This window comes from Cupriavidus sp. YR651, from assembly GCF_900101625.1.
GTDB lineage: Bacteria > Pseudomonadota > Gammaproteobacteria > Burkholderiales > Burkholderiaceae > Cupriavidus.
On record NZ_FMYZ01000011.1, the window covers coordinates 152,864 to 177,325 of the forward strand.

The 24,462-nt window shown below is 59.0% G+C and carries 18 protein-coding genes and 1 pseudogene; 17 read left to right on the forward strand and 2 right to left on the reverse strand.

Going from position 1 to position 24,462, the window contains the following annotated elements:
* Nucleotides 1-6: 6 nt before the first annotated feature.
* Nucleotides 7-1,239 carry a vWA domain-containing protein gene (locus tag BLR29_RS24990; protein ID WP_092140654.1) on the forward strand — a complete coding sequence of 411 codons (1,233 nt, stop codon included), beginning with the start codon at nucleotides 7-9 and terminating at the stop codon, nucleotides 1,237-1,239.
* Nucleotides 1,240-1,358: 119 nt separating this feature from the next.
* A complete protein-coding gene (locus BLR29_RS24995) occupies nucleotides 1,359-1,889 on the forward strand; it encodes a hypothetical protein (protein ID WP_143018528.1) in 531 nt (176 codons plus the stop codon).
* Between the two features lie 110 nt (nucleotides 1,890-1,999).
* On the opposite strand, the gene BLR29_RS25000 is transcribed toward BLR29_RS24995, so the two are convergent.
* Nucleotides 2,000-2,404 (reverse strand): bactofilin family protein, encoded by a 405-nt coding sequence (locus BLR29_RS25000; protein ID WP_092140658.1) that lies wholly within the window; start codon nucleotides 2,402-2,404, stop codon nucleotides 2,000-2,002.
* A 683-nt stretch (nucleotides 2,405-3,087) separates the two neighbouring features.
* Nucleotides 3,088-3,702 (reverse strand): hypothetical protein, encoded by a 615-nt coding sequence (locus BLR29_RS25005; protein WP_143018529.1) that lies wholly within the window; start codon nucleotides 3,700-3,702, stop codon nucleotides 3,088-3,090.
* A 904-nt stretch (nucleotides 3,703-4,606) separates the two neighbouring features.
* On the opposite strand from BLR29_RS25005, the gene BLR29_RS25015 reads away from it, so the two are divergent.
* The 15 genes and pseudogenes from BLR29_RS25015 to BLR29_RS32985 all read left to right on the forward strand — a co-directional run.
* A complete protein-coding gene (locus BLR29_RS25015; protein WP_092140662.1) occupies nucleotides 4,607-5,896 on the forward strand; it encodes a recombination directionality factor in 1,290 nt (429 codons plus the stop codon).
* A 95-nt stretch (nucleotides 5,897-5,991) separates the two neighbouring features.
* Nucleotides 5,992-7,425, forward strand: a complete 1,434-nt coding sequence (locus tag BLR29_RS25020) for a metallophosphoesterase family protein (protein ID WP_092140664.1) — start codon at nucleotides 5,992-5,994, stop codon at nucleotides 7,423-7,425.
* A 174-nt stretch (nucleotides 7,426-7,599) separates the two neighbouring features.
* Entirely contained in the window at nucleotides 7,600-8,115 is a 516-nt protein-coding gene (locus tag BLR29_RS25025; protein WP_092140666.1) for a hypothetical protein, read from the forward strand.
* Nucleotides 8,103-10,427, forward strand: a complete 2,325-nt coding sequence (locus BLR29_RS25030; protein WP_092140668.1) for an AAA family ATPase — start codon at nucleotides 8,103-8,105, stop codon at nucleotides 10,425-10,427. The genes BLR29_RS25025 and BLR29_RS25030 overlap by 13 nt, the downstream gene beginning before the upstream one ends.
* Nucleotides 10,428-10,495: 68 nt before the next feature.
* The gene (locus BLR29_RS25035) at nucleotides 10,496-10,999 is read left to right on the forward strand and encodes a hypothetical protein (RefSeq protein WP_143018530.1); all 504 of its coding nucleotides are present in this window, start codon (nucleotides 10,496-10,498) and stop codon (nucleotides 10,997-10,999) included.
* A gap of 63 nt (nucleotides 11,000-11,062) precedes the next feature.
* Complete coding sequence (locus BLR29_RS32570; protein ID WP_176861058.1) at nucleotides 11,063-11,458, forward strand: hypothetical protein; 396 nt, start codon at nucleotides 11,063-11,065, stop codon at nucleotides 11,456-11,458.
* Between the two features lie 74 nt (nucleotides 11,459-11,532).
* Entirely contained in the window at nucleotides 11,533-12,918 is a 1,386-nt protein-coding gene (locus BLR29_RS25040; protein WP_092140672.1) for a site-specific integrase, read from the forward strand.
* A 10-nt stretch (nucleotides 12,919-12,928) separates the two neighbouring features.
* Complete coding sequence (locus BLR29_RS25045) at nucleotides 12,929-14,851, forward strand: hypothetical protein (protein WP_143018531.1); 1,923 nt, start codon at nucleotides 12,929-12,931, stop codon at nucleotides 14,849-14,851.
* The gene (locus BLR29_RS25050) at nucleotides 14,848-16,881 is read left to right on the forward strand and encodes a hypothetical protein (RefSeq protein WP_143018532.1); all 2,034 of its coding nucleotides are present in this window, start codon (nucleotides 14,848-14,850) and stop codon (nucleotides 16,879-16,881) included. The genes BLR29_RS25045 and BLR29_RS25050 overlap by 4 nt, the downstream gene beginning before the upstream one ends.
* Nucleotides 16,874-17,260, forward strand: a complete 387-nt coding sequence (locus tag BLR29_RS25055) for a hypothetical protein (RefSeq protein WP_092140678.1) — start codon at nucleotides 16,874-16,876, stop codon at nucleotides 17,258-17,260. Before BLR29_RS25050 ends, BLR29_RS25055 begins: the two co-directional genes overlap by 8 nt.
* A 202-nt stretch (nucleotides 17,261-17,462) precedes the next feature.
* Nucleotides 17,463-19,253 carry an ATP-dependent nuclease gene (locus BLR29_RS25060; RefSeq protein WP_092140680.1) on the forward strand — a complete coding sequence of 597 codons (1,791 nt, stop codon included), beginning with the start codon at nucleotides 17,463-17,465 and terminating at the stop codon, nucleotides 19,251-19,253.
* Nucleotides 19,250-20,512, forward strand: coding sequence for an ATP-dependent helicase (locus tag BLR29_RS32980; RefSeq protein WP_092140683.1), 1,263 nt, complete (start codon nucleotides 19,250-19,252; stop codon nucleotides 20,510-20,512). The genes BLR29_RS25060 and BLR29_RS32980 overlap by 4 nt, the downstream gene beginning before the upstream one ends.
* Before the next feature lie 134 nt (nucleotides 20,513-20,646).
* On the forward strand, nucleotides 20,647-21,957 hold the full coding sequence (locus BLR29_RS25070) for a HEPN/Toprim-associated domain-containing protein (protein ID WP_092140686.1): 1,311 nt from the start codon (nucleotides 20,647-20,649) through the stop codon (nucleotides 21,955-21,957).
* Between the two features lie 424 nt (nucleotides 21,958-22,381).
* Nucleotides 22,382-23,923, forward strand: coding sequence for an adenine nucleotide alpha hydrolase family protein (locus BLR29_RS25075; RefSeq protein ID WP_255371431.1), 1,542 nt, complete (start codon nucleotides 22,382-22,384; stop codon nucleotides 23,921-23,923).
* Nucleotides 23,924-24,197: 274 nt separating this feature from the next.
* Nucleotides 24,198-24,462, forward strand: a pseudogene (locus BLR29_RS32985) (IS30 family transposase); the annotation flags it as partial.

A 24,462-nucleotide genomic window follows, 5' to 3' on the forward strand; every position in this document is an offset into this window, starting at 1 on the left:
GCCGCCATGCATGCACGACTCGTGAAACAACGTGCGGCTCTGGTGCTGTCGCAGCCGTTCTTTGGCGCGCTGGCGCTTCGACTGAAGCTGGTCGAAGACGCGTCCTGCGAGACCCTTTGGGTCGACGGTGTAAGCCTGGGCTACAACCTGGCCTACATCGAAACTGTCGATGACCTTGAGTTGCGCGGTCTTCTCGCGCACGAAGTGCTCCACGTGGCCAATGGCCATTGCTGGCGTATGGGTGCGCGGGACCAAGACCGTTGGAACAGGGCGTGTGACTATGCGGTCAACCCGCTGGTGCTCAATGCACAGTTCAAGCTGCCGCAAGGCGTGCTACTGGACGGCCGGTATCTGGGCCGTTCTGCCGAGGAAATCTACGCGATGTTGCGACAGGATGAGTCGTCGCAATCGCCGGACGAATCAGGTAGCACCGCAGCCGCTGGCCAGTCGCAGGGGCAGGGTAGTCAACCGCCAGCGCAGCAGGGCGGTCAGCCGTCGCAGCAGCCGGGCGGTGGGCAACCGCAATCTGGCAGTCAGCCGCCCCCGCCACAGCCCAACGGCTGCGGTGAGGTGCGGCAATACACGGGGCCGGACAAACCAGGTGTCGAGAGCGAATGGCGAGTTGCCGTGAATCAGGCCGCGAAAGCGGCCAAGATGCGCGGAGCCTTGCCGGGAGACCTCGAGCACATGGTGGAGGCAGCACAGCGCCCGTCGGTGGATTGGCGGGCCGTGCTGCATCGGTTCGCGACCGAGGCTGCACGTGCTGACTACAGCTGGAGGGTTCCGAACCGGCGCTATGCGCATTTGGGGCTCTACCTGCCGTCCCTTCATTCCGAGGCAGTCGGTGATGCCGTATTCGTACGGGACTCCAGTGGTTCGGTGTTCGACGAAACACAGCGGCAGTTCGCTGCTGAGATCATCGCCGTGCACCAGCAACTGCAGCCCGAGCGGCTCATCGTCATTGACTGCGATACGCGCGTCACGCAGGTCCAGATGTTTGCACGTGACGAGGTGGTGGACCTTGCCCCGCTGAAGGGAGGAGGGGGCACGAGCTTCAAGCCGCCCTTCGCCTGGCTCGACAAGGAAGGCCTGCAGCCGGCCTTTCTGGTTTACCTCACCGATCTGCTGGGAGCATTTCCCGCCCAGGCCGCGTCGTATCCAGTCCTCTGGGCAAGTGTCACGGCTCTGGATCGCATTGCTGCGCCGCCCTTTGGTGAAACCGTCGAGGTGATCGTCTAAAACCCGATCATTTCTTTCAATTGCCTTAATACACCGCTTTTCGTGCCGATGAAGGTGCGAAATGTGGTCGTTTCAGGCTCTGCCCCGGCTCTGGCTGGGGCTTTTTTTTGGATGTTCCCATGCATATCCGCGTAGATGAGGCTATTCAAGGCGTCTGCTTGATTTCGCTGCTGGCAACAATTGATCTTGTTGTACGGCGTGTGGCCATTTTCTGGAACAATCGCCCACTCACCTGGCGGGGGCGCGGAACATCCAAGGAGAATGGCTTGGATACCTTCCCCCTAGAATTGAACATCGAACGGCTCCTTCGGCAAGGATTGGCGCAGCGCGTCGATCAATGGTACGCAGATGCGAGGAGTGGGCGAACGCAGTTGGACTTCGATGACTGGCTTGCAGGCATGGCCCTACCGGGAACTGCCGCCAGCGCGGGAATCCGCATCCGACAAAACGATCTGTCATTCGTGCTGCGCCATGGTGCACGGTATGCCATCGTTGATGCGGCTCGCGGCCAGCGCGTATTTGAATGCCGAATCGACGGCCGGTTGCCGATCGTTGCGTTTGTCGACGGCACTGGAAAGCGTGGCCCCTGGCTGACGATCCCGCGGCTCTTCACCATCGAGGAGATTGTCAGCATGCGAGAGCTGCCCTGAGAATAGAAAAAGGCCCGACGATTCGATTCGTCGGGCCTTTTTTTTGGGGTGCGATCAGGAGAAACAGCGCAGCTTTATGTGAGCTTACTGAGGAAATAGGGTGAGCATGCTCACGCTTTCTGTGGCTCAACCGCAGGCGCAGCGCCTGATTCAATGGGGGCCGCCGCGACATTGATGGCGTCGTAGCCAAGGCTTGACACCCGGGCTATCGTTCCCTCCAGGGCGGCATTTGGGCCAAGTCGAATGGTGCCGGCGTAGACGATGCGACCTTTCACCCTCCCGTTGATTCGGAGAGACACGCGGGCGGCTACGTCGCCTTCGATGGTGCCGTCGACGAGCACATGCTCGCCCTCGACCGTCCCGCGAATGAGGCCTTCAGCGCCCACGTGTACCAATCCATGCGTGGACCGTAGGTCGCCGCCGACCAGACCCAGGCAGCTGATGCCGTGATCGCAAGCAACGTCGCCGTGGACGCTGAGCCCGGCTTGGATGAGGCTGAATGTTGCAGTCGTCATGGGAGATCAGAAGAGCTTGATTTCGTTGGTGCGTTGGGCTTCCGGCTTTGCGGTCGCAGGGGCGCTGGCCACCGGCTTCATTGCGGGCTGCGCTGGGCTAGCTGATTTGGCTACCGGAGCGCCGCTCTGGGTGGCAGCCTTGCTGAGCGGGCGAGTCTGGGAAGGTTCTGGCGTGGGGGCAGGCGCCGCCGCGCTTGGAGGGGCGACCGCAGGCGCTGCAGCCGATTGTCCGCCACTCTGGTTGAGATTGACGGGAGTGGCCGGAGCAATGCTCTGAGGCTGCGAGGGGGCCGCGGCACCCTCCGCGCGGTCCTGCCGGCCTGGCCATTCGTTGGTGACAGCAGCGGGCGGCTTTCCCATATCAGGCGCGGTAGCCCGTGTCTGCTCCGCGGAGACCACCGGCGCCGAAGCAGGGCGTTTGCCTTTTGACGCCCACCACATCCCAACTGGGAACGCGACGGCTGCAACGAAAAGGAGGGCGATGGCCTGGCGTTGGGCAGGAGACACGCGAGCCCACAGCGGCGGCTTGGACCCGGGAGCTGCTTCGGTCTCGGGCGGAGTGAGCCTGAGAGCGGGCTCTCCAGAAGCCGGCATCTCTATGGTTAGTGGGGGGGTGGCGTAGTGTTCGTGCAGAAGCGCGATCTCTTTGATATCCATGGCGAGGTCAGGAGGTGCGATTGGGGTCAGACTTCTTCGTCGAGCAGCTTGCCGTCTCGCGAAAAGCGGTTGTTGTCGGGGATGCAGAGCCGATGAATGGCGCTGATGTGCCGCGCGGCGCCAAGCAGGGCAGCGTCCTTCTGCTTGTCGTTGACGTTGTGAGCCAGATAGGCTCCCAGGACGTTGTCGAAGAGCTGGTCGTGCTGATTGAGCAGGCGGATCAGGCGGCCGGCCAGGGAATGCGTCACAACGATTTCCCGCGTGTCGTAGCGCAGGCTGATGCTCCGTCGCCGGAAGGATCGCGACCACGCCAGGCGGGCATCCATCCATTCGTTGGCTTCTCGGAATCGTTCATCCAGTGCGACGATCTTGCTCCGGCTGGCTACGGAGAACTTCGCCGTGCAGAAGTTGTAGTCGCTGCGCAGGAAGTCGCGCACGAAATCTGAGCAGTAGCGGATGGTGGTTCCGCTATCGGTGTCCGGGATGATTCTGGACACTCGATCCTGACTCAGTAGCCGCTTGATCGGCTTGGGCCCGCCAGTGGAAACGGGTGTGCTTATAGACGTGCGCGCCCTACTGTCGGCGTCCGATTGAACATCAAGCGCTCCGTCGGCAAGCACGGGTTCGGATGATTCGGCCATTTTCCATTCTTCATGTGGATCTCTCTCGCAGGGAATTGTCCGACACAATGTCGCAAACATGACCGCAGAAAGAGATATGAAATTGCCGAGCTTTCTGACTTTTTTCGCTGTCCAGATGTGCCACAATCCTTTCCATACCTAGCGTCCATGACGCATCGACCCTGACTCCCTAGCGAGTCCATCTCTTTGTTCAAGTCGTGCCATTGCGCATGCGCCGACCGGTTGGCTACCGGTGTGGAAATTTCCTTGTGATAAGTGTTTTCGCCGAGCACTTCCCCAAATCAGCCCGTAAAACGCGTTCTTCGCTGTGCCTCACTCGTGAGCGCACGCTGGGACACCGTTCGAGCCTGGGACCATGTGGCGTCTCTCTCCAGGCCCCTCCTAGGCAGAACGGCCGACGTCGTGCTGACCGTGAACCTGCGGTTCGAACCTGTGGGTTCGCTAAATGGGTAGTTGTGCAGCGTGAACATGCTGCACGAGGACGACTTTACGTCCTCAGCATAGAGCAGCGCGCATCAGTGCGCCGCTCCCTGAGTGCCACGCCGCCGGAAGGGGCGTGGCATTGCAGGTCTCTCTAAAAAAGCTCGCAACCGGCGCACCCGGAAGCGGGCTTTTCTTGTTTGTAAGAGACCTCGATTCAGGGAAATGCCATGTACCAAGACTCTGAGATTTCCGCTGCCATTGCGGCACAGCTGAGCGATCGACGTCCCGTCTATGCGGGGATGCCGGCAGCTTGGCACAACATCTGTGAGGCGGCACACGTCGCCAGTCTTTCGGAAGCCGCGCAAGTGGCCTTCCTCAATTCCGTTACGACCCAGCGCGGGGCCGACACAGCCCTGCGCCTTCGGGAGCATGCTGCGTCGATTCGCGCGAGTGTCGTTCGTTACCTCGACAGGAGCGCATCATGCAACATGCCCCAATCACCTATAGCGAGTTCAGCAGTCCTCGCAGCGTCATAGAAGAGCGGCCAATGCGGCCGCCCACCATCGGCAAGATCCGTCCCGGCATCAAGGTGCTGACGAAGAAAGCTCGCGACAACGAGGAGGCGGTCAGGATTCACGATCGAATGCTCGCGCAAGCAGCCTCGTTCGATAGCATCGCCAGAGAGATCGCACGCTGCACAGGCATCTCCAACGCCCTGGTGCCAAAGAACACCCCGTTCTTTACGTGCAGGGGGTCTGACTTCACCAATCCCGCTGTAGCTGATGAGATCCTGCAGATCTACGGCGAGGATCGTGGTGATGGGAACGGCCGGCGCCTGTGGCGTTTCCCAGTCGTGTTTGCCTTCGACGACTGGTTGCGCAATATCCCCAACCAGCTCGTGACCTACTCGGCCAGCGGTCGGAAGTATTTTTCCGAGTATGGGGCAGACGGCCTGCGCTACTGCAAGACCTACGCTCCACCGCAGCGGGATGCCCGCGCCAGCCGCGCAAAGCGAAACTGGGGTGGCCGCACGGTCATCTTGCGGCAGGACGACGACATCCATGACGGTCATTGCGATCCGCATGTCTGCCCGCAGTACCAGGATGGCGCCTGCAACCTCAAAGCGTCGTTCTTCGTCGCCTTGCCAGATATCCGCGGGCTAGGGCTCATCGAGATTCCCACGACCTCGATCTACGTCCTGCAGAAGGCACATGCTGCGATGCAGACCGTTGCGCTTGCGCGGGGTCGGCTGGTAGGTGTGAAGTTCTTCATGTCGAAGATCGAGCAGGAGGTCAGCCGCATTGATGACAGCGGGAACGCTACCCGTCAAATGCAGTGGCTTATCACGCTTGATGCAGAGATTGACCTCGCGGCATTGCTGGATGGCTCGGATAAGCCGCAGTTGACTTATACCGAAGCTGAACAGGCCGTAGCGGTCCTGGAAGGTCAACGGTCTGTGGGCGAACGCGAAGAGGATCCCAGCCCGTCCACTCAGGCCATAAGCACCGACCACGTCCGTTCCGATTCGAGTGAGCAAGATTCCGAAGCGGACCTTGCACATCAGTTCAACGAACTTGGTGTCCAGCTCGGCATGGATGGCGAGGCGGAACGCGCAGATCTGCGCGCGTTCCTACAGGCCAGCTTCGGCAAGGGATGGACAAAGCGCCCGCAGGATGTTCGCCGAGTTCTCGACGACATGCGCACCGCGCTTGCGAACCCGATGGCTTTTCGCGAACAGGTCAAGGCGATTGCTGCCGAATTGTCACCCTGAGTCCGGTCCTGTACCGGCTCGCTCATGGACGCCTCAGGGCGTCCATTTTCTTTCTCGCCGCGATGCCGGCAACTTACCATTTCAGGAGAAGCACAATGCTCAATGAGCGCAATGTTTTGCTTGTGGGACATTTCTCAGACCTGCATTACTCCCCCGGCAACCTGGCCGAGGCGGAGCGTTGCTTTGGCTTTGCGGTGGATCACGCGATCGCGTCGCGGTGCCAGGTAGGTGTTGTATCGGGAGATTCCACTGACCATCGTGTGGATGCGCACACCCCCGCGTTCTCTGCCCTTGGGCGGCAGATCCACAAGCTGTCCGCGCACATGCCTGTCCTGCTGCTTCAAGGGACATTCAGTCACGAGCCGCCCGGTACGTTGGACGTCTTCCGGCTGATAGGCGCGCGGTGCCCAGTCTATGTTGCGGATCGTATCCACCAAGTGGCACTCATCGGTGAGCAGTTCTTTCCATCCGTGGGTGCGGTCTTTACTTCGGCGGAGATTGACGTGCTCCTGACCGATCATGGCCTGCCTGACGTCGTCTTCACATGCGTGCCGACTGTCAATAAGGCAGTACTCGCAGCGGCCGTGAGCGTCGCAGGTGCGGCTACCGCCGTTGGTGACCATCTAGGGGCCTATCTGAGCGCCGCTGGTGTGGTGAATCGGCAATTGAGCGCGCTGGGTGTTCGCACCATCGGCGTTTCACATGGCACTGTGAACGGTTGCGAGACCGAGCACGGCGTGCCGATGGCGGGATTCGATCACGAGTTCTCAATCGGTGCGTTATTCGGCGCGGACTGTGATGCCTTCATGCTCGGCCACATCCACCGCGCCCAGCAATGGGAGCGCGAGGGCAGAGTGGTGGCGTATCCAGGTTCGATCGGGCGGTTCCACTACGGTGAGATCGGCGCGAAAGGCTACCTGCAATGGCAGGTAGCGACGGGCCATGCGGTTGCCTCGCAGGTGGAGACACCGGCGCGGGAGACTGTGTGTGTTGACTTCGATGGCCCGCCGGACATGGAAAGGCTTGCTGCGCTGGCCACGGAGTCCTCTGACAAGTTCGTCCGCATCCGCTGGACCCTCAACGAAGAGCACCGCCAGCTGGTGGATCGCGACGCCATTCTTGCGCTGTTTGGCAAGAGTGCCGAGGTCAAGATCGAGGCACGGGTTCTGCCTGCCGTTCGCAGTCGTGCGGATGGCATCAGCCGTGCAGCCAGCCTGCCGGAGAAGCTGTCCCGTTGGGGCGAACTGGCCGGCGTGGAAGCCGACCCGCTTATCGAGCGCCTGGCCATGCTGGATTCGGTCGACGCGCAATCGATCGCCGATGGCGTGTTGCAGCAGCTGCGCGAAGCGACCCCGGTGCAGGTGGCTGTACCTGCCGGAGAGGCGGCGCCAGCATCGTCGTTCTTCTCCACGATGGACGATGAAGCGCCCTCAGCGCCGATGGCCATTGCGGATGCCGAACCCTTGGCAGCGCCGCCTGAAGCCGATGCGCCGAAGATGGACTGGCTGACCGATGACCTTTTCGCGTAGCGATACGCCAACCCTTAGAACATGAAGCCATGTTCCGACAGCCGCTGAGGCTGTCGAAACCCGGTTTTACCCCGCGTCTTCGACGCATCGACCCAGAAGTATCCATTTCATTTTCATCTACCCTGACGGGTGCATCCCGTCAGGGGCGCGCTCCGTCCAATTTAGGAGTGCATCATGATTCTCTACCACGCTGGCCCTGACTGGCTGCATATCGAGGAAGTGTTTGTCGAGCGTTCGGCGATGGCCAAACGCCTTGCCGAGCTTCACAATTTCACGCAATGCATGCGGTATGAGCCGTTTGGCCCCGACCGCGGCGCCGTGATCGCCAAGCGCGGTCACATGCTGGTTTTGGCAATTGGCGAGGCAGGCAACAATACCTTCTTCGCCGTGGCGCCATCCAAGGAACTGCAGGATCTGATCTGGTCGTTCTCGAATGGCCTCGCCTCGCAGTGGAGCAGGTTGGAACTCAAGGCCATGACCGGTCATGAGGATTGGCCCGCTGTACTGAAGATGGCGACCGATCAATTTGCCGCGGCTGTGCGTTCGCTTGAGCGTGCGATCGCGGGGAAGCCCGAGCACGACGCCCCGGCGTTTGCCGAGATGCCCATTCTTGATGACGACGTCATGGAAGTGCCGTCGGACTACCTTCATTCGCTTAACGGCACGGAGGTGTTCGAATGCGCCCACTGAAACTGACACTTGCCGGGTTTTTCGGAATCCGGGATGGCATGAAGCGGGATAGCGTCACTGTGGATCTGACGTCTCTGCCAAAGGGGCTGATCGCTATTGTCGGCCCTAATGGGGCCGGCAAGACGACGATCATGGACAACCTGCATCCGTATCCGATCATGCCGAGCCACGCAGCCAAGATGTCGGCCGACGCGTTCTCGTACTGGGATCATCTCTGCGCTCCCCGCGCGGAGAAGGACCTGGAATGGGAGCATGGTGGCAAGACCTATCGGTCGGCATTTGCGTTCCGCAACCCTGGAAAGAGTCGCAAGGCTGAGTACTACCTGTTCGAGAAGGGCGCTGATGGTGACTGGAAGCCGGTGCAATTGGCCGACGGTACGCTGTCGGACGGCAAGGCGGACACCTACAACCGGTGTCTAGAGGCTGTCCTCGGATCCCCCGAAGCATTCTTTACGAGTGTGTTCTCTGCACAGAATCGACGCCCGCTCGCCAGCTACCAGCCTGGCGAGATCAAGAAGCTGCTAGCCGAGCTTTTGGGGATCGATCACCTGCGCGAGTTGTCCGCGAAAGCGGGCGATGTCGCAAAGGCGTTGAACCGGGCGCTGGAGAACCAGCAGCGTGACGTGCTTGTGCTGTCAGGCAAGCGTGACACGGCGTCGGCGATGGCCTCGGAAATCCAACAGATTGATGGGACGATCGCCGCTGAACGCGTACTACGTGCTGACCAGTTGGCCAACGGGAGCAAGCTCGAACAGGAGCGCGCCACCCTGACTGCAAAGCAGGCCGCCGCGGCAGGCGTTGAAGCACGTTTGCGCGAGTTGGATCAGCGCAGCCGTGAGTTGATGTCACGCCGGCAGCAGACTTCCGACGACGATCGCACGGCATCCGCAAGGGCCGCGACGCGCAAGCAGGAGCTGGAGCGGGCTACGGCCGGCCACCAGGCCACGCTTGCGCAATCGGGTGCGATCACGGGGGCTGCAGAGGAGCGCGATACCGTCCAGATGGCGCTTGGCCGTCGACAGACGGCGCTCGATGCGCGGCAGAAGGAGCTTGCCGAACTCGAGCCGGTGGCGAGCCAGCATGCGGCGCTGACGACGGAACTGCGTGGGATGGAAGCACGCGGATCCGTGGCGGCTCAGTTGGCGAAGACGCTGCAGGCCCAAACTGAGGTGATGGATCAGGTGCCCTGCACGGGCCAAGCCATGCATGCTCAATGCCCGTTGCTCGCTCAGGCTCGCGAGGCCAAGGGAAAGCTGGATACCCAGGTCATCGAGGTGTCGACGCTGCGCACGAACTACAAGGAGAAGCAGACAGCCTTGAAGGAACTCGACGCTGCGTTGCTTCGGCTGCAAGGCGCACGCGAAGCTGTCAACGCCTTGCAGCAGGATGTCGCCCGGGACAATCAGGACCTTCAACGCCTGACTGCGCTCGCAGCGAAGAAGCCCTTGCTCGATGCAGCCGCCTCGGGCCTTGAAACGGCACGGCGCGATCTGGCCACGCTCATTGCGGAGGAAACGGAACGGAAAGAGCGGCTGACCCGCGATTTCCAGGACGTGGAAGGCCAGCTAGCGGTTGTGCAGCGTGAACGCGACACTCTGGCGGTGACCGACGTGACGGGGTTGATTGCCGATCTTGACCGCCGAATTGCTGGCAGCCGCGAGGCAGTCAGCGCCTCGGACGGCAAGATCGAATCGTTAATACGTCGCCAAAGCGCGCTGGCCACCGAGTGCAGTCACCTTGATAAGGAGCTTGCCGGCCTCGGCGAGCTTGAATGGAGGGTCCAACACCTGTCCGACGAGATTGCGCTGTGGAAGCTGCTTGCGAAGGGGCTGGGCAATGACGGGATCATCGCGCTGTCGATCGATGATGCCGGCCCTGCCATCACCAGCATGGTCAATGACCTCCTGCTGGCCTGCTATGGGCGGCGTTTTACGGTTGCCATCGAGACGCAGACCAAGCTCGCCAATGGTGACGCCCGGGAGGGATTCGCCATCACGGCGCTGGATGCCGACAACGACAGCAAGAAGGATTTCGGTGTGCTGTCGGGGGGACAGAAGGTATGGATCAACGAATGTCTGACGCGTGGAATTGCGCTCTACCGAGCGCAGGATGCGCAGCAGCCATTTCAGACCCTGTTCACCGATGAGGCTGATGGCCCGCTGGATCCGGAGCGCAAGCGTGCCTTCATGAAAATGAAGCGCGAGGTGCTGCGGCTCGGTGGGTACGAGCGGGAGCTTTTCATTTCCCAGACTCCCGACCTGGTCGACGACGCCGATGGTGTGATCGACGTTACGGCGCTGGCGCTGCAGTAGCGCGTCGGCGCTTCCATTAACCCGCCCGCGTCCCGAAAGGGAGCGGGCTTTTTTATCCATACATGCCAATGCAACCTAGCACTTTGAATTTTACGCGTGACCAGCAGGCCGTCATCGATCGTGCAATCGCACGTGGGAAGCAAGACATCCAGCAGGCGATTTCATACCGGCAGGTGCCGCCAACTGTAACCCGTTTCTCGGATCTTCATGCTCACATGGAAGCCAATGAAATCGGCGGCCTGTGCGAACCCGATGACCAGGTGATGCAGGCCTTCCCTCGCGTCACGGCTGACGACAACGAAACCTATGTGCACGCTCTCAATCAGGTGCAGAACGCGCTGGATACATGGCTTTCGACTTCCACCGAACGCAACATCGGGCTCGTGGAGGTATTGATTGACGCGGCGTTGGACGCCGCGGCTGGCCACGTGCAAGCCGCCCTCAACGTCACTACAGGGGATCTCGCAGGGATCTACTTTCAGGGCGCCGAGCACGATGCCGTTCGCGGCTACTTCCGTCGCTACGTGAATCGTGAGATCGCCGCACTGGTGCCGGATCCCACAAGGCTCTAAGGCCGCATTCTCAACCCAACGGGTCCAGCGCCCGTTGGGTGCTGGTCCATCTTCTGGACCATCATGGAAACAATCTCTCTCTTTCCGCAAGGTGCATTTGAGCCTGTGGAGCGCAAAGCCGACAAGGCGATCTCTGCGATTCTCACCCTGTTCCACGCTGGCCATCCGACGGTCATCGCATTCAGTGGGGGAAAGGATAGCAGCGCCGTTGCTGCGCTGGTGCTGCACGCTGCGCTACTGCACAAAGCTTCCGGTGGATCGCCTATCGTCGTTGCAACGACGGGCGATACCCTCGTGGAATCACGGATAAGTATGATGAGCGTTGCCTTAGCAGATAAGTTTTTGCATGATGGACAGACTAAGTTCTGTGCGCCCTCGTGTTGGCCTCGAGCGGCCTACATCCCATCTCTGTACGGTTTGCTTGTGCCCGAAGGCCAATTGATCAAAGACCTATGCTGAAGCCCCCTCCTAAGTGTGCTGTGCTCCCTGCCTTCGTCCTCACGGAAACGTGTGACTCGACTGATCCGCTTGCGATGAAGCGAGTCATCCCAGCGGAGCAGGGAGGCGTCGAGCAGACCTATTACTTCCGCGAGGTAGCGAATGCCGTTGATTCGCATGGCGGCAGCCCACGGTGGATGAAGTTCAACTACAACCGCTTTCCCATCGTGCTAGATAGCCACGGTGTTCCGTGGGACGTGGCTACCTTCTATATCCTCTCCCGTTGCCAGGCGCAACTCCAGCCCGACATGACGACGTTTCAAGGGATCGCCGACGACTTGGCAAGCTTTCTGCGATTCCTAGAGGATTCCGGGGTCGACTACTGCTCGTTTCCCCGCTTCAAGCTTCAGCGTCCAACCTACCGCTTTCACGGGTATCTGAAGAGCCGAATTCATCAGCGGCAGATGGCTGCCGCAACCGCCAGGCGAGCGATGGGCTCTGTAATCGGCTTCTACCGATTCCTTGTCAGTGAAGGATTGCTAGTGCCAGAGAATCCCCTGTGGGAAAGCCGGGATCAGTACATGACCTTCAAGGATGGGGGGGGCCTTGGGATCAGCAAACGCGTTACCGTGACGGATGTCAACATCCGTGCCACAAAGCAAGACGATCCTTACGACGGATGCATTAATGACGGTGAGCGGTTAAGGCCGCTATCGCAAAACGAACAGAGGTGGCTATTCGAGGCGCTTGCCGATCTTCGGAATCCGGAAATGCTGCTGATCCATCTGGTCATGGTCACTTCCGGGGCGAGAATTCAGACAGCTTTGACACTTCGGGGAAGTCATGTTAGCAGGGAGCTTCCCGAATCGGCTCGCGAATACCGCTTCAACGTAGGACCAGGAACCAGCGTGGATACCAAGAATGACAAGCAGATGACGCTGCACCTTCCGCGCTGGGTGTACGAAATGTTACGCCAATATTGGCACTCTGCGCGGGCCGCTGGTCGACGAGATAAGGCGAGAGGAGGTGACATCGAGGATCAGTACCTTTACCTCACGCAGCAAGGGGCGCCGTACTACCAGCAAAAGGCCGAAAGCGTTCAGTTCGATCCAGCTTATCGTCAACGCTACCGAGAGCGTGGCCAGGCCTTCCGAATGTTCATTCGCGACCGCGTAGTACCGTGGGTTCGAAAGCGTTACGATCGCGACTTTCACTACAAACCGCACGATCTGAGGGCGACCTATGGTATGAACCTTACTGATCTCCAGCTGGTCGCTGTCGAGCGCAAAGAGAAAACGCTATCGCAGGCCCGTGACTTCGTCCGCGTCAGGATGGGCCATGCAAGCTCAGCGACAACGGACCTGTACCTGAACTTCAGAGCGAACCAGCAGATGGTCAATGCAGCGGTCGACGGGCATGAGAACTATTTTCGCAGCTTGATCGAAAGAGCATTGCGAGGGTCTCTCCATGACGAGGAGTAGTCGGCAGGTCGTGCACGCGGTTCAATTCTCTTCCCGACCAACAGATTTGCATCATTTTCCGTTGGCGAATGGGGTCTCCATCCTGCATCCCGAGCGAGCCGTCATCATGTTCGATGGCATGGCGAAAGATGTTGGGGCGCTCTGCTATCTGCGTCGGCAGGGTGCCAACGAAAAACTCAACCGGCGCACGCGGCAGCCGCGGATGGTAGATCTCGATTCGTTGAGCACTGCGCGTGTGAGCCTGATCGGTCGGTTCACTACCTTCTTCTCCGACTTGATCTCAAGCAACGGCTTCACCAGTTCGACGGTGCATGGCTGGGTTGGGTTATGGATCAACCTCGTGGACTGGGCCGACGCAAATGGATATCCGGACATCTTTGGCGGTGGGGAAGAGACCTACGCCGGCTTTCGCGCCTATGTCGAGTATCTGAGACACCGGGTTGACACCAATCAAATATCGCAAAGGACTGGTGCGTCTCGACAGTTAGCGCTCTTAAAGTTGATGGAGCGGTTCACAGGTCTGCACGACATCCATCGGGGGGTTCGATTGCTCGATCTTGTGCGTTCTGCGGACACTCGCACCTCGCCCCCCTCAGAAGGCGACCTTGGCCGCCTTGAGGGGCTGTGCGACGCCATCTTTAACGGGTATTGCGATTTGGTGCTGGAGAATCGAGACTTTCCGTATAAGTTGGCCATGCCGAAATACATCAATTGGGATCGTCACTACGTTTGGCTATTCCCGATCAAGATCTGGTGCAACCCTCCAGGCCGCGTTCGCGAAAGACGGCGCGGCGTTCACTCATACGCAGCATATGACTTCGAGAACGGTAAGGTCGCCAGGGTTGAGGAAATTTTCTCGCATTTCAACCTCGCCTCCAACGCCTATGCTGCGGTTAGACACGCCAAGATTCGGCTGGCTGAGGCAAACCGAGATGGGCGGCATTCAGCACGGATCGCTGCTGCGGTACGTGCTCACAACGCTTTCTTGCTGCTGTTCCTCGGACAGACCGGTATGAACGCTTCAGTAGCCTTTGCGCTGCGGTGGGGAGAACATTACAAGGTTGGAGCGTCCCATCAGGGGTTCCGAGAGATAAAGTGGCGAGCCGGCGGAAAGGTAGTATCCGCTGTCATCCGCAACAGATTCCTGCCGTTGTTCGCGAAGTTCATTGCGATCCGACAGTATCTGCTGAACGGTCGTGATTTCGATCGACTGTTTCTTAATCTGGGCCCAGAGTATCGCGGTGACCCCAAGCCGGTCACTATCAAATACTTGGAGTCCTTCTACGCATCGTTGCAGGTGGTCGACCCGGAGATCCCGAGGATCAGAAGCCGGAAACTGCGGGCTGCCAAGCAGGACTACCACATTCGAAACGACGATCCCGCGGTTACTGCTCGGATCATGGGACATTCGGAGGAAACGGCGAGGCGTCACTATAGCGCTGGCAGCGAGTCGGCCCATTACGAGGAACTTTCGATTTTCCTGTCGAAGGTTGAAGATTCAACGCTTAACAGGAAAATCGTCATGCCAGCCCACGAGAGCGTAAATAACGGTGTCAATGGCCACTTGGGAACGTGCGCTCGCTTCGCTGCCCCGCGAGCAATTGCCCAAGGGGTACCAGTCACACCGGACTGCACACGGCAGGAAGGATGTCTCTTCTGCGACAAGCTTCGGGTACACGCTGATGAGCCCGATATACGCAAACTCGTGAGCTGCGCCTTTGTCGTTCAACAGGCAACGTACCTGCCCGGAGGGCGGGAGTATTTCCAGCCGGTTCTTGACAGGATTTCGTCGCTACTGCGGGAAGTCAAATCATTTGAAGGCATGGAGCCGATAGTCGATCGGGTAACGATCGAGGTGGAAGAGGGCGGGGAACTGGACCCTTACTGGTCCGAGAAGTGGGCATTGCTCAATGATCTGGAGCTCCTTGTATGAGCCGTAGATTCCAGCCGAAACTGGATCTGCCGAGGGGGGCTGCGCTGCCGGATGAATGGGACCCCGTCAGCACAGGAATACGTCTCCCTGACGATTTTGTCGTTAGCCGCTACTCTAACGGCGATGCTGCCTCGCGGCTTGGGGATCTTTACTGGAACTGGACTCCGTACGACCCCGATGGACGGGCGCGGTGGCTCGTCTTCAACTATTGGCAGAGAACGACGTCCAGAATCGATCGACCTCTCCGAGAGCCGATGTCGACATTGAGGGCTGAGATTGTTGCTGAGATGCAGCGCTTCATGGCTCTGGTGATCTACAAGAAGCGCGGAGCCTCATTGAGCTTCGCATCGCTGGCAGAGTATGCAGGGGTCTTCCGCACAATAGCCCATTACTGCGAGATGCACCGGATCGCATTCGACGCATTCTGGCAATCCTCTGATCGGCTTTCTGACTTCTGTTTCACCCTAAAATCCCGAGCCGCGCTGACCCAAACGGCTAGGGTAATGGCCACCCTCATGGCGATGGACCCCGACGCCGACATAGGCTTCCCGTTGGGATGCTCAAGCCTGTTTGCCGCGCTACAAGAGCGCGTTAGCCAATTTCCGGCAAGAAATCAAACTCCTCCGATGCCAACCAGGGTGTACTCGGCGGTGCTGACGACACTCAATGCCGAGCTCAACGACTTTGAGGAGGTCGCGGATAGGTATCTTGCGCTGGTAAGGCGTATCGTAGCTCTCCGTGCCATCCCCCGCGGTGAGCGCGACAGTCTTTACGATATCAGTCCTCTGATCGCCGAGTACACGTTGTCGGAGTACTTCGCGAAGAAGGGACTGGCGATAACAGTCCCCGGCGTCTCTAGTGGCCTTTCGGATATCCAGGTTGTCTGCCGATTGACGATTCATGCTTACAGCGGTATGAGACACAGCGAGGCACAGACTCTGCCGTTCAACTGCCTGTCGGCCGATAAAGGGACTGGCATAACGCATTACTTCCTCGAAGGGAGAACAACGGAGTTGGAGAAGGGGCGCATTCGCAGAACAAAATGGGTCACCAGTTCAGAGGGCGCCAGGGCCGTCAACATGGCACAGAAAATCGCGATCGCTATTTACGAGGCTATTGGGGACGCTCCAGCGGCATCCAAGGATCGAATCAACGTGTACCCGCTGTTTATCTCGACGTCGTATTTGAAATTCTCTGGCACTCCGTCGTATCAGGCTGTGCAGGATACGTACCAGACGTCTGATTCGCGATTGTCTAGTCCGCCCTACGAGAGGCTGGCGCTTCGATTGTGCCCGATTATCGGTGACGAAGACGTCTGTGAGCTTGAGGAAATCGACCCACATCGCGCCTGGCGTAATGACTCGGAATACGGGGTGGGGCAGGCGTGGACATTGCGGACGCACCAGTTCCGGCGGTCCTTGGCGCTTTATGCACAGCGAAGCGGGTTGGTTTCGTTGCCGTCACTACGGCGGCAGTTGCAGCATATCACCAGGGAAATGTCCCTTTACTACTCGAAGGGATCGGTCTTCGCTCGGAACTTCATTGAGGATGATCCCGATGAGTATAGGGAACACATGTGCAAGGACTGGCGCGAAGCAAAGCCCGTGTCCGAGGCGATGGCCTTCCTTCGGGACGTGGTGTTCTCCGATGAACGTCTGTTTGGTGCGGCGGGCACGTTCGAGCAACAGAAGAAGAACCGTGGTCAAGTCGTAGATCGCGAGATGACTGTGAAGCAGTTCAAGAAGGGGTTGATCGCGTACAAGGAAACGCCGTTCGGAGGCTGCTTGAAGATCGGTGAGTGCGACCAGGTCGGTCTGCGGCTGATGGGCGTACTGTGTCTGCATGACTGCAAGAACATCGTAATCAAGCTCTCCAAGCTTGACCGCATCATTGACCAGCAACAGCGTTTGGTTGAGTCGTTGGAGCCGACATCGCCCACTTACCGGATGGAGAAGGACGACCTGGACACAATGCTGGCTGCCCGCAAGCGCTGCCGCGAAACTACAGAGAAGGAGGCCGATCATGGCTGATACGCTTAGCGACTACTTCCAAGCGCTTGAGAGGCTAAAGAGGGGAATCCCCAAGATCGTGCCGAAGGACACCAAGATTTCGAACGACGCTGTAGCGTTGGAGGCCGGGCGCGGAAAAGGAAGTATCAAGAAGTCCAGGCCGGTCTTCCGGAACTTGATTGAAGCGATCGACGAGGTTGCTGCGAAGCAAGGTAAGCCGAAGGAGGAAGTCAAGAAGAAGCTGGCCTCAGCGCAAACGTCGGCGAGCAACTACCGTCTACTGTGGGAGGAGGCCTTGGCAAGAGAGGCGTCCCTGCTAGTCGAGTTGATCGAGACGAGGAAGGAGCTCGCCAAACTGACCGGCGAAAAGGTGCTACCGATCCGCGGGCGGAGGCCTTAGCTCATCGGGATCCTTGGAGCTCGCAAGTCGACCCCGCTCGGTCGTTCAATACTTCCAAGTGCAACGGCAACTTCCGTCTTTTTTTGGTCGTTCGAGTTATGGCAAACTCCCATTGGAGTCCACCATGGAGTTTGGCAACGTCGTCCCTGGATTATCCTGAATGGTCGATCTTTACCAACGAGCGCACACATAAGAGCATCAAATGAGAGTCGCCACCCTGAAGATTGAGAACTTTCGCGGAGTCCGCGCTGGCTTCGTTCGTTTCGGAAAGCATCCAGTTCTCGTCGGAGACAACAACACCGGTAAGACGACGCTGATCGAAGCACTTACACTGCTCTTGGGGCGAGACCGACTGGTTCGGGAGCTAACCGAACATGACTTTTATGGGTCGTGCCCGCAGGCGACTGATCGCATCAAACTCGTTGCCACCATCACCGATTTTCCGAACGACAATCCTGAACAAAGTAGTCAATGGTTTCGAGAAAGCAGAGCTGTCGTCAAATGGCTGGACGAAACCACGGGTGCAGTACACCCTCATCGGGATAATCAAGACTGGAGATTGTGCTGCCAGATTGCTGTCCAAGCCAGATTTGACCATGAGTCACTCGCTGTGGAAACGCTCCGGTATTTTCACGACCATGAAGAGCCTGTCGACCCATTCGCAGAGGACACGGCGGCAGTCGTACCGGGAAAGCTCATCCAAGAGCTGAGCTTCTACCTCGTTCGAGCAAGCCGCACATGGGACAAAGTCTTCTCGTGGGGCAATGAGTTGTTCAAGCGTACTGTTCTCGCGGCGGCCGCGCAGCCTGCCGCTGCGCTCCTGGCCGAACGCGATCGCCTCCGAGCGCCGGAACAGCCGATCGATGCTGACCCAGGTATCGAGCCGTTGATTCAAAACCTCAATAAGGAACTGGCCCTTTCTTTTCCAAATGCGCCGCAAGTGCAACTGCGGCTGACTGGGACTGACAGCCGCTCTGTCATGGAAGCTGTGACGGCCCATTTTGCAGCGACAGACGGGCTTAGTATTCCCGCTGCGAGGCAGGGGAGTGGGCTGGTCTCGATGCAAGGCCTGCTCCTGCTACTTGAACTGGGGCGCGCCCGCGCCGCCGGAGGTGGTGAGTTTCTGATGGCTTTGGAAGAGCCAGAAGTTCATCTGCCTCCATCGGCGCAGCAGCGATTGGTCCAGCGTGTTCAGGCGCTTTCGACCCAGACGTTTGTGACAACGCATTCGCCGCTGGTAGCAAGCATGGCGGCTCCCACCTCCGTGCTCATCTTGAAGAAGCACGATGGTGTCCTATCTGCTGAACCGTTTCTTGAGGCACCTCTCCCGGCCGCGGCTCAAAACTGGCAGCGTAAATTCTTCCAGCACAGCCGGGTTGATGTCCTCAGCGCGCTAATGCAACCATCTCTGCTTGTCCCCGAAGGAAGAGCCGACTTTCAATTGCTTCGATGTATCTTGAGACCGCTCATGATGACTGCTGGATGGGTCGACTCCATGAGCCGCCCCTTCGGCATTGAGGTCGGGGTTGTTCCAACCGAAGACGCCAAGGTGGTTGAAACCCATCAGTTGATGGCCCGACTGCACAGGCATGTGTGCTGCCTTGTCGATGGCGACGGAGAAGGGCAACTCTACGCTGAGCGTCTGATGGCGACTCCAACCCCTCCGGCAGCGGTCATCCGTTGGAATGATGGGGCCATGATTGAGGATGCAGTCGGTTGGATTTTGGCCGCGGACGGGGCCGCAGCCATCGCTAATCTCACTGAACTATCTCACGTTCCGCCCACGTCTGCTGCGGACGTCGTGGCCTACCTCAAGGCAAAAAAGATGGACATTATTGCCTACGAGATTGTCGCGGAGGCGATTGCCACTACGCCAGGCTGTCGAGAGCGCGCTACTGACCTGCTCAGCGGGCTTGCGTGCGCTTGCGCTGGATCCGCTGCGACAGAACGCTTCATCCGCGACGCCAATGGCGTGTGGGTGTTTCAGCCGTGACGGTTCGGGCGTTCACCGGAGGTGCCGGCAGTGGCAAGACGCATCAATTGATGCAGTCACTGATCGCCCACTTGGAGGCGACGCCTCTGAAGGACGGGCAAAAAGTCTTGGCATTGACTTTCATGCATGGCTCCCGCCGGCGGCTTGAAGAGAGGCTGGGGCTACTACGTGCTTTGAGGGGACGAACAGATTGCGCCACGATCGACAGCTTTGCGTGGCGCTTGGTTCGGAGATGGTTGTCTCTTGCTGCCACGCTCGGATTCGCTGACATCGAACCGGATCAGTACGAACGGGTGTGCGATGCCGCTGGGGCTCTTTTGCAGGTCAAAGACGTTTGCGGCTGGGTGGCAGCCACCTTCCCGGTTCTCTTGGTAGATGAGGCGCAAGACCTGACCGCCAACCGGCTTCGTCTTGTAGAAGGATTAGCCAGCAGACTGGAGGTCTTTGCTGCCGCCGATGAATTTCAATGCCTCAACGAGGACCTGCAGCCGAACCCCGCTTGCGCATGGCTCGCACAGGTGTGTTATGCGGAAGAGCTCATACAGCCGCGACGCACAAACATAGCGGAGCTACTTGATGCTGCCGCTGCTGTTCGCAAAGGTGCCGCTCCCATGTCGGGAAAGGCATTCATGGTGGCATTGACTCCGAAGCCGCCGCTTGCAGGTGCATGGCTCAATGGGAATCTTTGTTGGTATGGTAGAGGCAAGAGCGTCGCCGTGATCACACCTACCCTGGGCGCGTTTGCGGAGACGACGGTGACATGGGCTGCTCAGAACAAAACGAAGAAAGGTGCGGGCCCATATTCAATACTGTGGGAGGAATCGGAAGCAAAGGCTGCCACCAGCTTCCTTCACAAGATCGCTCTTCGGGACATGAACGACATTCCTTCGGTGGTCGCTCTTCTCACCGCCGCGGGTGATTTTCGTGCTACAGACGACCTTATTGATTGGATGGACACGCAAAGACGAACTCGCGCCAAGACCACATTTACTAAAGACGAGATTGAAAAAGCGATCGAGAAGGGATTTTCTCGGCGACGTCGAGTAGGGAAAGGTAGTGAAAGCGGTTGGAAAGGCATGACAGTGCATGGAGCAAAGAACCGCGAGTTTGACAACGTTATCGTGCTATGGCCAGCGGCCATTGGAGGTAGCGACGAGCAAAAACGACGGCTTCTCTATAACGCGGTCACCCGCGCAAAAGAACGCTGCCTTGTACTCGTACAGGCTAAGGCCCAACTTAGCCAAGCTCCATTTGCATGAGCTTTTGACCGTCGAAAGTCGAATGAACTGGATCGATGGTTGTTGCAGCCGGTAGACTGACTGCCAAGTAGCCCCGCCCCGCATTTGGGTGGGTAAGAACATATGGCCGACGCCGGCGCAATTTTCATTACCCAATGAGTACACCCATCACACTGACCGTCGGCGACATCGAGCTCACATACAACACGGGATACGTCGGCATGGATCACGGCATGCTGTTTCAGGAACGAGACCGTCAGCGCCGCCGGCATCCTAGCATCAACTACGACTACTACGAGCAACATCCAGAAGAAGATGTCGTTCAAAGCGAGATGTGCTTTTGCCGGACCCTCGGCTCGATGGTTTCGCGACTCGAGTTGCTCGGGTACACGTTGAGCGCGGTCAAGGCAGCTTACGAAATCCAATCAGCACTCGACAGCGACCGGTACGCTGGCTCCGAAGCCGATGACACGCCTGCTCGGCCCATTCGTTTGACGTTCGAGCAGTTCGTCACGTTCATCCGCGCGCATGCCGTGCGTGACCTCAAGGATGAGTACAACGATGGCTACGACGCTGAACACGCACAGGGGCGAGGCCGGTTCGCCAGCGAGCCCGCGATCGCTCTGCTACCCGAGGGTGATCCAGACCGAGACATGGGCGGGTATTCAGAGCGCAGTCACTTCGGTGCCCTAATCAGTTTCCTGGACCCCTACTCAACCCTCCGAATCCTTGCTGAGAATCCGGCCAATCTGGACCTTGAAGTCGTTTGGGACTACGGGAACTTCGTCGCTGCCGGCTGGGCAGAAAACGGAGACTTCGTCGCCGGCGCACGTCGCACCCAGACCTACTTGATTGCGACCGAGGGCACCTCCGACACCCACATCCTGAAGCGCGGCTTCGCGCTTCTCCGGCCGGATATCAAGGACTTTTTCCGGTTCATCGACGTCGAAGACCGGCACCCATTCTCCGGAACGGGCAATTTGTCCAAGTTTGCCGAGGGGTTGGTCAAGATTGACGTTCAGAACCGCGTTGTCTTCCTCTTCGACAACGACGCTGAGGGAATCGACGCGTTTCGTGGTCTTCAGCGCTTCACTTTTCCGGTGAACATGCGGGCAATAGTCCTGCCTGACCTGGAGGAGCTACGCAACTTCCCGGCACGAGGACCGTGTGGTGTCGAAAAAGCCGACATCAACGGACGTGCCGCAGCCATCGAGTGCTATTTGGACCTGCGGTTAAAGGATCGTCCACTGCCGCAGGTGACCTGGACCAACTACAAAGAGTCGCTGGGCATCTACCAGGGGGCACTCGACTTCAAGGACAGCTACGCCAAAGCGTTCTACACCGCTACTCCGGATGCCATTGCATCGGGGGCGTACGACGTAAGCAAGTTGCACGTCGTGCTGGGGGCGCTTTTCGCGCAATGCTGCGAAATTGCGGCACGAATGCTTGGCACCGCTCAGGGCTAGGTTGTTGCAGGCCCTCAAGTCTCATGGCGCGGCATCTTGATGGCTGGCTGCTATCGGCTGCCGTGCGCGCTCCACGGACTACCGCAGGGAAACTGGGACCGTCTCTGCCGGACTGCGGTTTCAACCGGTCGATACACCGGTGGACGACCCCACCCAGCCGTTGCATCGACCAGTAATGTACCACTACGCAGCATCCGCTCGGATCCAGAGGCGCGGGCGTCCGAGACTGCCAACGTCAGGCAACCGTTGACGGTACCTGGGCTCTACGGTCCTTGTAGGTGAGGTTCCTTGTGCCAAGCGAAAAATGGACAAGCCATGCATAAACTGTCCATCAAATTCATCATCGAGATGGACAGCCTGACTTCCGTGAAACCCTTGTCCCGTAAGGCGATGAGCTCTGTCCATCCGCGCGATACTTATTGGTATGGAATCCCCCGAGGTCGCTCAGCACTACCGCGCGGAGCTGGTCCGGATGCGTGCATTCGGGAAAGCGCACGGTTTCACTGTGATGACACACGTGGTGCGGCCGTCAATGGCATCGACGTTTCAGGTGAAGGTGCTCTCGGGCCGCGCGCTGCCAAGTTTTCCGGGCACGCAAGGCGACTGTTCGACCGACCTCAAGATCGCGCCACAACGCGCCTTTCGTCGCAAGCTGTTCCGCCAGTTGTCGCAGCGGGGACTGGCCGAGCCTGTCACTTGCTTGGGGACGCGGTACGACGAGAGCGTGCGCCGGGCAACCGGCATGCGCTTGCGTGGGGAGTCGGACGACACTGCCGCCCGGAACAAGGACGGCGACCTCGTCCTCAGCCCGATTGCCCACTGGTCGGATGACGATGTGTGGGAGGCGATCGCCCTTTACGGCTCTGGATCGAGGCCGTGCTTCTCCGACTTTGAGGAGATGCGCCGCATTTACGCCCATTCGGTGGGTAGGAGCTGCGCCGTCGTTGCCGATGCCATCCTGGATGGCGGTACTGCGCGTAAGCAGGGCAAATGTGGAGCGCGGATGGGCTGTCATGTGTGCCAGATGGCGGAGGACAAGAGCCTGTCCAATATGATCGCCTTCGACGAACGCTATGCCTACGCCCGTGGCCTTCACCGGCTGAATCGGTTCATCCGGGCAACGCGTCACGACTGGTCTCGCCGCCATTGGATCGGTCGCACCATCCGCGGCGGTTATGTGAAGGTACAGCCCGACACATACCATCCGGCAATGCTGCGCGCACTAACGCGCTACATGCTGCAGCTCGACTACGATGAACAGCAGCGCGTGGCCTCCGTCGGCGAGCGGCCGAAGTTCCAACTGCTGCCGCTCGACATGATGGTTGCCGTCGACGCGCTGCAGTCGCTCAACGGGGTGGCTAGGCCCTTTGCGGCATGGGCAGACCTGCGGGACATTCATGAGCGTGGCATCCGGTATGACGTGCCTGAGGTTCTGGAAGTCGCGCCAACGCCCATTCCGGCGCCGCGCTTCCTACACGTCGGTGATGCTTGGGACGACTCTGCGCCTGACAGTGACTGGACGGGATTGCGGGATCCAATGCGCGAGGCGCTCACAGAAGGGAGCGCTTGTGAGCCCGCAATCACGGTTGGGGCTGATGGCCGGGCGATTCTGGATCTACCGACCTCCCAGCAGTTTGGAGTTGACCTGGAGGCCGCACACCTGATTGCCGAGTTCGAGGTGGAGAGGCTGCTGGATATGCATGACGCCTGTAGCGCGCCCGGTTCGGTGACCGCCGGGTACCGTTGGTATGCCCAGTATGGCTGCCTGACACTCTCACACAGCCAGAAAGCTGAGCACGACGATATCGCCAGGCGGACGGCGTTCAAGGATCGGCTCGGTCTGACCGATAACTACGACTTGCGTAGCGTCTTGGCTCAATCCGTCTCGTTTGAGGACCTGCCTCAAGCGGGCCGCGCAGGGTGGAGTGGCCTGGGTAGTGAACAGACCCAACTTGCACTTTGCTGACTGTTCCATTGATCCAGCCCCGACGTCGCGAGACGTTTGGGGCTTTTTTGCTTTGGAAGCGGATAGTTTGCAACGAATGGAACCGGAAAGCTCATGCAAAGCATCTCTCTTTTGAATGGAATCGACGCTCGGAACTGAGCGAAAATAGGGGGGGGATCCCCGCACTTTTCCTCATCAACCGTTGTGGTGACCTGGGAAGACAATCACATCTGGAGCGTGGATTCAATGGGTCGATGCAACACTAGACACTGCGTGTGCAGTGGAGGTGTTGAAAATGAAACAGAGGCGCAGGATCTACTACACCGAGACTCAAAAGGCACTAATGTGGGAGCGGTGGCGAAAAGGTGACACCCTTGCGCAGATTGCCAGACTGTTTGATCGCTACCACTCAGCAGTACAACGAGTTCTCGCGAGGAATGGCGGGATACAGCCAACGCCACGACACCGCTCCAGGCTCGCTTTGACGATTGCCGAGCGAGAAGAGATTTCGCGCGCAGTCGTCGCCGGCCGGTCGATTCGCTCAATAGCGGCGCGATTAG